We start from the raw sequence: 10,767 nt of genomic DNA, 5'->3' as shown, positions 1-10,767 counted from the left end.
CCAATCAGCTGATGGGAAGAATAGCACTTCCCGCCGTCTGCTCGACTTATGCTTGTCACCCCTGGGCAAGTCGCCTCGCTTGATAATGTAAAGGCCCGAAATAAGGACAAAGACTAAGAACGCCACGTCCTCCCAAAAGCTGCCGCATTTGGTCGTGCGATGCTCATGCTGACGAAGCCTTCCTTGTCCTGTGGGCCTCCACTAACAATCAGCGGGGATAAAGAACACCCCCACTGATTGAAGTTCACTTTATGTACATTATATGCAAAAAAGCCGACACAAAACCTGCTGCCGGTTCTGAGTCAGCTCTTTACAATCTAGTTGTAGAAACTTGCTCCGACGATAATGAGTAAAATGAATAGGACGACGATTAAAACAAACGTATTTCCATAGCCCCCGCCATATCCGCAGCCTCCATAGCCATAGCCCATGCCTCTCACCTCACTTGGATTTCTCCCTACACAATATGTGATAAATAAGCAGGGTGTATGGGCAAGCTCCCAAGACGTGCTTGGTTTATTCATTCAGATTGGAATAAGGGGCTTGTTTTATATAACTAAAATAGCATTCCTGTGTATTTTCCTAATGTCATTTAGCCTTTCGGCTTGAAAATTAGTGCACCAATAAAGCCGAAGATTATCGCAGCTGAAATACCGGAGCTGGTCACTTCGAACATTCCTGTTAACACGCCGACCAGCCCATGTTGATCAGCTTCCTGCAGGGCTCCATGGACAAGGGAATTGCCAAAGCTTGTTATCGGGATGGTCGCCCCTGCCCCGGCAAAGTCAGCAAGCGGCTCATACAGGCCAATTCCATCAAGTACAGCTCCTAATACAACTAAAAGACTTAAAGTATGGCCTGGTGTCAGCTTAAAAACATCAAACATTATTTGGCCAAATACACAAAATAGGCCACCAATTACAAAAGCCCAGAAAAACATAGGCAGCATTCAATTTCCTCCTCTAATTCATTTCGATAGATACAGCATGGGCAATACAGGGAATACTTTCACTCTGCTGGAATGTCAAAGGCGATAATAGCGCACCCGTTGCGACCACAAGGATTCTTCTATAAGCCCCTTGCTTCATTTGATTTAAGAGATGACCGTACAAAACAGTAGCCGAGCACCCTGCACCGCTCCCGCCGGACTGGACTGGCTGATCATCTTTATAAATCATTAATCCGCAATCTTTAAATTTCTCTCTGTCTATTTTCAACCCATTATTTGTGAGCAGTTCATAAGCCGTTTCCTGGCCAATTCTGCCAAGGTCCCCTGTGACAATCAAATCGTAATGGGATGGATCGAGCTGCATGTCCTTAAAATGTGCAGTAATGGTGTCGGCTGCTGCAGGCGCCATTGCTCCTCCCATATTAAAAGGGTCTGTCAGTCCCATGTCGATAACTTTGCCGATGGTGGCAGAAGTGGTAACCGGCAAATTTGAACCAACTGCTTTCGCTGAAATCAGAGCCGCACCTGCACCAGTAACTGTCCATTGGGCTGTTGGTGGTTTTTGGCCTCCATATTCTGTTGGGTATCTGAATTGTTTTTCAACAGCGGCATTATGACTGGAAGCACCTGTCAAAACATAATCAGCACCTTGGTAATTAACAATAAAGGATGCCAGCGCAAGTCCTTCCATTGAAGTTGAACAAGCTCCGAAAATCCCGAAATACGGGATTTGAATCGTTCTTGCACTTAAACTTGAAGGTGTGATCTGATTAATTAAATCCCCGGCAATATAAAACTGAACATCCTCCTTTTGGATATTTGCCTTATTTAAGGCCGTCTGTCCCGCCTCTTCCAAAAGGATCCGGTGTGCTTTTTCATAAGAGTCTTCACCCATCCATAAATCATCATGCAGAACATCAAAATCCTCTGACAGGTTGCCGTTTGCCTCAAATGGCCCGCCGGACACACCAGCAGCTGTAATTACCGGGCGGTTTTGAAAGACCCAAGATTGTTTTCCCTTTAGCATTAAATAACCCCCCAAATAATTAATAGCGTTTTAATTAGGGCCACTACAAAAGCCGAAAACACTCCAAATAGAATAACCGACCCAGCAAGCTTGAACATGTTCCCGCCTACTCCCAGCACAAAACCTTCCGTACGATGCTCAATAGCTGCTGAAATCACAGCATTTCCAAAACCCGTTACAGGAACTGCGCTGCCTGCTCCGCCAAACTGGCCCAATCGGTCATAAACGCCAAAACCTGTCAGCAGCATGGAGATAAAAATCATGGTAGCAACAGTTGGATTTCCAGCTGTCTGTTCCGTGAAGTTAAAAAAGTAGATATAAAAATAAGTGATTGCCTGTCCGACAACACAGATAAGCCCTCCTACCCAGAAAGCACGAATACAATTTTTCAGGACCGGGCGCTTCAGCTCATGTTTTTGCTCAAGCTGCTCATATTGCTGCTGTTCAGGGGTTTTATTACTTTTTTTGCTCATGATGCCCGCTCCCTTCTATGTCATTTCATTTTTAAGTTTAATGATTTTATCAAGCTTCTTTTTAGCCTTTTTGTCTGTAAAATCGGGATCTTTCATTTTTTCCTGAAGTTCTACTGCCTCTATAAAGATTTTATAATCGCTTGAAACAATGAAGTTCTCATCCGGGTATTTCTCCTCAAGCATTTTTGTCATCTTTTTTTCAATTTTTTTCATGTGGAATCGCTGCAGGTGCTTCACTTTATAAGCAACTAGTGTGTCCCCATTGCTCTTAACAACTGCAACATCATATAGTTCTTTCATTTTTTCGACGTCATGCTCAATGTTTTCAACTAAATTCAAATTTTCCTTTGTATTTTTATCAATTAATACTGCTGGGGGATTAGTCGTTTTGAGGAGTGCAAGGTCGCTGTCCGTCACCTCTCCATCACCACTGCATCCTGATAATAAGATCAGTGAAAATGCAATAAACAATAAAAGTTTCTTTTTCATAATAGTCCCTTCCTATGTAAAATCTTTAATTATATTGTCCTCGAAATGTTATAGATTTATGAACATTAATATCCATCCTATTTTTTCCAGAAGAATTCCACTAAAAAAAGCCGGAAACACCGGCTCCTGATTTTTTATCGTTTTTTTCCGCAGCCGCATCCCTTTTTCTTCTTCTTTTTCTTGCTGACCGGCTGTGATTTTTCCGTTTGCTGATCTTTGTCCTTATTTAACATTGATGAGGCCCTCCATTTACAATAATTTTCCTCTAATTAATTTATGCAGAGCCTCAGGAGCTTGTGTAAATCAAATACCCAAATAAATATAAAAAAGCTAATCAATCAGCTTTTGCATAAGAGTTTCTATAATGGCAGCCAGTCCGGCAACCGCTAAAATGAGCAGCACCGGTGCTGCAAAGGATGCATAGAAATAATAGGAAGCATATAAAAATAAGGCACTCCACACGCCAGTACACCAATAACAGCTTAGAAGCTCCCCGAAGAATCCACGCACCCTTCCTTCTTTCACAATCCAATAAACTTCCATTTCCCCGTTCTCATCTGTTTCTTCCACTTCTTCCAGAAAAGGCTTTCGCAAAAAAACAGTAATTTTATCAAATACAATCAGTCTGGTCAGCCTGAAGCTTGCAAGAGCCAAAATCAGCAGCTCCATAGGTGTTATGTCCACTTTTTTCACCTCAAATGTAAAATAATAGCCTATTTTTTGAAAAAACAAGGCGTTTGTCCGTAACCCATAGGGCACTTCGGCAATATGTTAGTAGTGTAGACCACAAGAAACAAACAAGGAGGAAAACAAAAATGGGTTGTGGAAAAAAAGACGACTTCAAAGGCAAAAGCTGTGTATGTGAAGTAGTTCGTGCTATAAAAGATATTCAAGATAACGCAGAAGATGTGTGCGAATGCCCTTCAAACTGTTTCCTGGAGCCGCTTGGAGCGATTTCACCTTCAAACAGAAAGCGGCATAAGCGCCCGGATACACGCGTATTCACACTAAAAACAGCAGATGGGTCACCATTCCATGCATTCTTTACAGGAAATGACTGTGCTTGTGTATCAATCTTCTTTAGAGTAGAAGAAGTATTTGATAACTGCTGTGCAGTGCTTCGCGTTCTAGAGCCAATTAACAGAAAACCTGGCCCGGACAAAACAGTAAACCTTGTTGATGACTGCTGCATCGACTTGAAAAAGGTTTGCGAAGTTGACTACTTCCGCAGTACAAATGACTGCGTAACTGTTGACTTAACATGCTTCTGCGCTGTTCAATGTATTGCCGATGTTGACCTGGATATTTGCGAAGACTAATCATAGAGGCCAGCCGAACCATTCGGCTGGCTATTTTTTGGCCGGCCTCCCCGATTTCAGGTTACCTTCTTAGGCCGATCATTTTGATTGCATTTAAAGATTGCAGATTTATTTTCTCAATACGTTCATCAAATAACTTTACCTCAATCCATTCTTCATTTTTTGAAACAAGAAATCCCCTTATTGCCTTTTCCCCTGTTTCAAATGTGCATGGTATGGGCGGAAGCTGTTTTGGGAAATCAATTAAATAATCCAGACGCTCAAGTGTGTCCATTTCCTTAAAACTCTTTACTCGATTGAAAGATGGTTTTCTTTTTTCTGTCGTAAAAGCAAAGGATGCACCTTTTTTCTCTTCTCTCCCGGATTCAAACTCTTCAATTGCTTCCTGCACCTCCATTTGCCCAGCAGTCTTTTCGACTTTTTCTTCCGGCACCTTTTGTACCTCTTTAGGGACAGCGAAATCAAGCAGGTTTTCCTTTTGTTTTCGTTCCTGCTCTGCTTTCCTGCTCGAATAGATTGTTTGCATCCTGTTTTCAGGAATTTGAAAATTAGGCTGCTGTATATAGAATAGCGGCTCCTTTTCTCTTTTCTCAGTCATTATGCCCACCTCCGCAATCGTTATGGTTCGTCGTATTATATGTATGCAGAAAATGGGCTTTCGTTTCTGAGGAAATAAAAAAAGCCCGCTCACATTGGAGCGGACAAATTCTATTAAATGATATGATAACCGGAGTCTACGTGAATATTTTCACCCGATATTCCTCTCGACAGACTGCTGAATAAGAATAGAGCAGTATCTCCTACTTCTTCAGGAGTTGTGGTTTTGCGGAGCGGAGCTTTTTCTTCAATTTCTTTAAGAATCGAATTAAATTCGCTTATTCCTTTAGCAGAAAGAGTCCTGATTGGACCGGCTGAAATGGAATTAACTCGGATTCCATCCTTTCCAAGGTCGTTAGCCAAATATTTGACGCTTGCATCAAGGGATGCTTTTGCCACACCCATAACATTATAATTCTTCACAACCTTTTCACCGCCAAGGTATGTGAGAGTCACAATGCTTCCGCCTTCTGCCATTAATCCCCTTGCTTCCTTTGCAACAGCAGTCAGCGAATAAGAACTGATATTGTGAGCCAGCAGGAACCCGTCTCTTGTTGTGTTCATGTATTCTCCCTGAAGTTCTTCCTTATGGGCAAAGGCGATGCAATGGGCTATCCCATGAATTACACCCGCTTCCTCCTTAATTGTGCTGAAACATTTTGCGATGTCTTCATCACTTGTTACATCACATGGAAGCACTAATGATTGGGCATCCTCCAATGAATCAGCCAATTCACGAACACTTTTCTCCAGTCTTTCTCCCGCATATGTAAAGATTAAACGGGCACCAGCATCATGAAGGGATTTGGCAATTCCCCATGCAATGCTTCTTTTATTAGCTACACCCATTACGACGAATGTTTTTCCATTTAAAGAAAGAGTCATTATAAATCCTCCTGAATTTATTATCACATGTTATTAGTACCTAGTGCTAATTGTACATCAATTCTGCGCAAAAGAAAAGCCGAAAAAAATCCTGTTGTTTCTGGAGGATTTTATTCGGCAAGAAAAAAGGCAATCAGATTCTAACACCATTCACAAAATTCAAGTTCACGTTTTAATTCATCAACGTATTCCTTAGATCCTGTAACAATCAAGCGATCATTGACATGCAGTTCAGTATCTCCGTGAGGAACAATGGAATCCTTTCCTCTAAATATCCGGACGAATATTACATCCCCCGTAAACGGGAATCTCCGAAGCATCATGCCTTCAAACTGCTCATTCTTCAATCGGATTTCATATAAAGCAGTCTCCTGGTTCGTTAATATGTTCACCACGCTTGGTGACTCGATTAATGCACGAAGCAGCGCCTTAGAGGAAAGAATAGTTGAAAACAATTCAATGTCATGCTCCCGAAGCGTTTCTTCCATATCAGGGCTTTCCATCCGGCAAATGACACGGTCCACTCCCTTATCTTTAAAAGCAATGGATAATGTAGCATTTGTCTCTTCATCCCCTGTGGAGATTACAACAATATCAGACTCAAAAGCCTCTGTTCCTTCGAAATTTCCAATATCAAACTCATCAACTTCAATGATGTCGAACAAAGAGTCCGCTATCTGCTTTTCCGCCTTTTCCTGCTTCTTATGATATAAAGCCGGCTCGTAAAGGGATGACTTAAGCTCATTATAGATCGGCATAGTCATTTGGTTTGCACCAATAAAGGATACTTTGAGCTTCTTCTCCTCAGCAGCTTCCTGAGGAAATAGCTTTTTAAAGACAACAGGTGTGAATATACTTGTTATGACAGCAACTAAAATTAATGTGCCGCTCATTTCTGCAGTTATAACATCCATTCTTTCACCTATTGTTGCTGCAGCAATTACAAGGGAAAGAGTTGACGTTAACAAGAAACCTGAGGCGATAACCGTTTTGATATCATACCATCTTTTTAAAATATAAATCGGTATAAGCTTTGACAGCAGCAGAGCAATCAGCAGCAATGGTATAAGCATAAGCATCTTGGGGTCTCCAAACAAAGTCCATACGTCGAGCTCTACCCCTACCATTACAAAGAATATCGGTATAAGGAACCCGTATCCAAAAGAATCCAGCTTATGGATCATTTCCTGATTTGGCGCCAGCAGTGATACAAGAACCCCAGCAAGGAATGCACCTAAAATATTTTCTGCCCCGACTGTTTCTGATAATGCCACAAGAAAAATAATTAGTGCAAATACTGCTCTTGTTCCAATCTGAACTGTTCCTGTCGACATCGCTTCAAGAAAATTAAGGTTCTTAAACCTTCTGCCGAGGAAATACAGCAATACGCCTACTCCAAATAAGATTAGAAGCAGCCATGTATTTCCTCCGCCTTTATCATTTAGAGATACAAATACAGCCAGTAAAATCATTGTAGCCAAATCTGCAATAACTGCGATTAAAAGAATAATTTGGCCAATGCCTGTTTTCATTAAGTGTGCTTCCTTAAGAGTAGGAACCACAACTCCCAGAGAGATGGTGGATATTATTAAAGTCATTAAAAAAGCATTATCAATGAATCCTGCCCAAACAAATACATAAGACAGTCCTAATGAAACAAAAAATATTCCTATAAAAACAATTGAAGACACTGCAAATGAATTTGGCTCAAGTTTTCCGCTGGGCAGCTTTTCTCTCTTCTTTGAAGAAGAAAAAGCTGTAAAGTCAATCTCAAGTCCGCTCAGGAACATTAAAAAAATAAATCCAAGTGTCGAAAGAGTTTCAAGCCACATATCCTCATGGACAATATCAAAGCCGCTTTTTCCGATAATTAAACCAATAAGAATCTCGGCCACCACTACCGGAATAAAATTAACCTTCAGCCGATGCAGTATAATCGGCGTTATAAAAGCGGCAAGAATAACAATGACAAGCGATGCTACTGATGCGCCATGTTCCATAATATAACCCCCTTAACCTGTTAAATAACTCATAAATAATGTCGCCATTCCAAAATAAATTAAAATACTGATCAGATCATTAATGGTTGTAATAAATGGACCTGACGCCACTGCCGGGTCAATTTTCATCCTGTGCATTAGTAAAGGGATCAGTGCACCTGCAAGGGTGGCAACGATCAATGTAAACAATATTGAGACGCCAACTAAAACACCCAGAAAGAAATTTCCTTTCCAGAAATAAACAATGAAAGTAACAAGAATACCGCAAATACCTCCATTGATTAAGCCGGTCCCTGCTTCCCTTATCACCAATTTCCATTTGTTTTCTTTCTCAAGGTCTCCAGTAGCAATTCCCCGGACAGCAACGGCCAATGCCTGAGTCCCGGTATTTCCGGCCATCCCTGCAATAAGAGGAATGAAAACAGCCAGTATGGCCACCTTATCCAATGTGTTCTCAAACCTTCCGATAAGGCTTGCAGTTAACATACCCAAAAACAGCAGGATGATAAGCCATGGAAGCCGTTTACGCGCAGCAGAAACTGGATTCCGGTCAATGTGATCCATATCTGATACAGCTGCTAATTTGGAGTAATCATCAGATGCTTCTTCTTCCATGACATCCATAACATCATCAACTGTAATAATACCCAGCAAGTGATTTTGAAAATCGACAACCGGAACAGCCAGGAAGTTATAGTCCTTAATTTTTCTTGCGACTTCTTCCTGATCTTCACCCACAGATACGGAAACTACTCTGTCATTGGTGATTTCTGAAATCATCGTGTCATCGTCACTTACTATTAAATCCCTTAATGAAATGACCCCAATAAGCTTCTTTTCGTCATTTACAACGTACACATAATAAATGGTTTCAGCCCTTGGCGCTTCATTCTTTAAGATATACATAGCAGAACGAACCGTCTGATTGGCTGACAGAGAGACAAATTCAGTTGTCATAATACTTCCTGCTGTATATTCTTCGTAATGAAGCAAATCCTTAATTTCTTTTGCCGATTCATCATCCATAATTGTTAAATAGCTGACAACCTGGTCTTTATCAAGTTCATTTAAAACATCAACCGCATCATCAGCATACATTTCTGAAAGCATATCTGCTGCATAGTGGGGATTCATCTCGGCAAGAACGTCTTTATAATCTTCTTCCTCAATCTCCAGATTTTCAAAAAGAGCCGCCATTTCTTCTGGAGATAGATAAAGATAAATTTTTGCACGGATGTCCTCATCCAGATCTTTAAAAAATGAAGCCTGATCATATGGGTGCATATCAAGAAATTCATTTCTGAAGATATCAATTTCTTCATTTTGTAAAGATTGGATTAAAAGACTGGCATTGATTTGAGATCCTGATCTTTCCTCTGCATGATCTTCCATACAAAATTAACCTCCTCTCATAAAGCATCCATACCCTGTTGGCTAACAGGAAAATGTACTTAACTATACTAGCAAATCTTTGTTTTTTTGTCGTCTCTGAGCAATCCATAAAGTGAAACTTCAATCAGTGGGGAGTGATTTTCTCCCCGCTGATTATTAGTTAAGGGCCACAGGACAAGGAAGGCTTCGTCAGCATGAGCATCGCACGACCAAATGTGACAGCTTTTGGGAGGACGTGGCGTTCTTAGTCTTTGTCCTTATTTCGGGCCTTTACATTATATAGCGAGGCGACTTGCCCAGGGGTGACAAGCTTAAGACGGGCAGATGGCGGGAAGTGCCTTTCTCCCCATCAGCTAATTGACTTAGCCCCTAGGAGCTGCAGCTAGTTTGGGCAGTTTGACCCCCACTTATCCTCCATTGGTTCCTCTGGTTCTTTGAAGTGGGGGTCTTACCCTGCCCGTTAGACTGCGATAAATTTAATTTTCCCATTCTTTAAACTTAAAATCGTTAAAGCTTTATCTGCTGCGGAAAAATAATGCGTTATGATAAATATTATGAAAATTGATATGATAACAGTAGAACTTTAAAGGAGCCTAAAAAATGAGACTAGATATTATTGGTGATATTCACGGCTGCTTTGCTGAATTTAAGGAGCTGACTTTTAAACTGGACTATATCTGGGAAAAGGGATTTCCTGTCCATCCAAGCGGCAGAAAACTGGCCTTTGTAGGAGACTTAACTGACAGAGGCCCAGATTCACTTGCAGTCATTGAAGCAGTATATAACCTTGCAGCAAACAACTTGGGATACTATGTCCCGGGCAACCATTGCAATAAACTCTACCGCTTCTTTTTAGGGAATAAAGTGCAAATTACACATGGACTTGAAACAACAGTCGCTGAATATGAGAAACTGTCTCCCAAAGCACAGGATGAGGTCAGACATAAATTTATGGAGTTATATGAAAACGCACCTCTATATCATGTAATCGATAATAACAAACTGGTTATCGCACATGCTGGAATTAAGGAAAGCTATATTGGGAAGCATTCTTCAAAAGTAAAAACTTTTGTTCTGTATGGTGATATTACAGGAGAAAAAAATCCGGACGGCACACCTGTAAGACGTGATTGGGCAAGAGAGTATAAGGGCGAAGCTGTAATCGTCTATGGCCATACTCCCTTAAAGGAAGTAAGGAGAATTAATAACACCTATAATATTGATACAGGCGCTGTTTTTGGCAATAAGTTAACCGCGCTTAGATATCCGGAAATGCAATTGCTATCTGTCCAATCCCGCATGCCTTATGTTGAAGAGAAATTCAGGATGATGTAACCAAAAAAGCCGGCAAATGCCGGCTTTTATAAAGTGAAACTTCTATCAGTGGGGAGCTCTTTATCCCCCACTGATTGTTAGTTGAGGCCCACAGGACAAGGAAGGCTTCGTCAGCATGAGCATCGCACGACCAAATGCGACAGCTTTTGGGAGGAAGTGGGTCACAAAGACGTTGCCACAGGACAAGGTAAGCTACGGCAGCGATACATCGCACGACCGAAAGCGTCAGCTTTTGGGAGGATGTGGCGTTCTTAGTCTTTGTCCTTCTTTCGGGCCTTTACATTATAAAGCGAGGCGACTT

At 41.3% G+C, this 10,767-nt stretch carries 12 protein-coding genes; 2 read left to right on the top strand and 10 right to left on the bottom strand.

What is annotated here, in order from left to right:
* Positions 1-317: 317 nt before the first annotated feature.
* The 6 genes from CE058_RS11405 to CE058_RS11380 all read right to left on the bottom strand — a co-directional run bounded on the left by CE058_RS11405 (position 318) and on the right by CE058_RS11380 (position 3,622).
* The gene (locus CE058_RS11405; RefSeq protein ID WP_019381501.1) at positions 318-431 is read right to left on the bottom strand and encodes a YjcZ family sporulation protein; all 114 of its coding nucleotides are present in this window, start codon (positions 429-431) and stop codon (positions 318-320) included.
* A gap of 161 nt (positions 432-592) precedes the next feature.
* Positions 593-949 carry a stage V sporulation protein AE gene (gene spoVAE / locus CE058_RS11400; RefSeq protein ID WP_048008282.1) on the bottom strand — a complete coding sequence of 119 codons (357 nt, stop codon included), beginning with the start codon at positions 947-949 and terminating at the stop codon, positions 593-595.
* A 13-nt stretch (positions 950-962) separates the two neighbouring features.
* Complete coding sequence (gene spoVAD / locus CE058_RS11395) at positions 963-1,976, bottom strand: stage V sporulation protein AD (protein WP_163142642.1); 1,014 nt, start codon at positions 1,974-1,976, stop codon at positions 963-965.
* Complete coding sequence (spoVAC, locus tag CE058_RS11390) at positions 1,976-2,449, bottom strand: stage V sporulation protein AC (protein WP_163142639.1); 474 nt, start codon at positions 2,447-2,449, stop codon at positions 1,976-1,978. Before spoVAC ends, spoVAD begins: the two co-directional genes overlap by 1 nt.
* Before the next feature lie 15 nt (positions 2,450-2,464).
* Complete coding sequence (locus tag CE058_RS11385; RefSeq protein ID WP_048008285.1) at positions 2,465-2,938, bottom strand: YhcN/YlaJ family sporulation lipoprotein; 474 nt, start codon at positions 2,936-2,938, stop codon at positions 2,465-2,467.
* A 330-nt stretch (positions 2,939-3,268) separates the two neighbouring features.
* Positions 3,269-3,622: a DUF1360 domain-containing protein gene (locus CE058_RS11380; protein WP_048008293.1), complete on the bottom strand. Its 354-nt coding sequence runs from the start codon at positions 3,620-3,622 to the stop codon at positions 3,269-3,271.
* 131 nt (positions 3,623-3,753) lie between these two features.
* Between CE058_RS11380 and CE058_RS11375 the strand changes: the two genes are divergently transcribed.
* Positions 3,754-4,257 (top strand): CotY/CotZ family spore coat protein, encoded by a 504-nt coding sequence (locus tag CE058_RS11375; RefSeq protein WP_048008286.1) that lies wholly within the window; start codon positions 3,754-3,756, stop codon positions 4,255-4,257.
* 61 nt (positions 4,258-4,318) lie between these two features.
* Here the strand turns inward: CE058_RS11375 and CE058_RS11370 are convergent, their stop codons facing one another.
* The 4 genes from CE058_RS11370 to mgtE all read right to left on the bottom strand — a co-directional run bounded on the left by CE058_RS11370 (position 4,319) and on the right by mgtE (position 9,131).
* On the bottom strand, positions 4,319-4,855 hold the full coding sequence (locus CE058_RS11370) for a CotO family spore coat protein (protein WP_048008287.1): 537 nt from the start codon (positions 4,853-4,855) through the stop codon (positions 4,319-4,321).
* Between the two features lie 113 nt (positions 4,856-4,968).
* Positions 4,969-5,739, bottom strand: a complete 771-nt coding sequence (gene fabI, locus CE058_RS11365) for an enoyl-ACP reductase FabI (RefSeq protein WP_163142636.1) — start codon at positions 5,737-5,739, stop codon at positions 4,969-4,971.
* 140 nt (positions 5,740-5,879) lie between these two features.
* On the bottom strand, positions 5,880-7,739 hold the full coding sequence (locus tag CE058_RS11360) for a monovalent cation:proton antiporter family protein (protein WP_048008289.1): 1,860 nt from the start codon (positions 7,737-7,739) through the stop codon (positions 5,880-5,882).
* 12 nt (positions 7,740-7,751) lie between these two features.
* On the bottom strand, positions 7,752-9,131 hold the full coding sequence (mgtE, locus tag CE058_RS11355; protein WP_048008290.1) for a magnesium transporter: 1,380 nt from the start codon (positions 9,129-9,131) through the stop codon (positions 7,752-7,754).
* 600 nt (positions 9,132-9,731) lie between these two features.
* Here mgtE and prpE point away from each other — a divergent pair.
* The gene (gene prpE, locus CE058_RS11350) at positions 9,732-10,466 is read left to right on the top strand and encodes a bis(5'-nucleosyl)-tetraphosphatase PrpE (RefSeq protein ID WP_163142633.1); all 735 of its coding nucleotides are present in this window, start codon (positions 9,732-9,734) and stop codon (positions 10,464-10,466) included.
* The last annotated feature ends 301 nt before the right edge of the window (positions 10,467-10,767 follow it).

The organism is Bacillus sp. 22-7, from assembly GCF_010628845.1.
Classification (GTDB): Bacteria; Bacillota; Bacilli; order Bacillales; family Cytobacillaceae; genus Cytobacillus; species Cytobacillus firmus_B.
The sequence above is the reverse complement of the archived record's forward strand: the minus strand, read 5'-3'. Positions and strand labels throughout refer to the sequence as shown.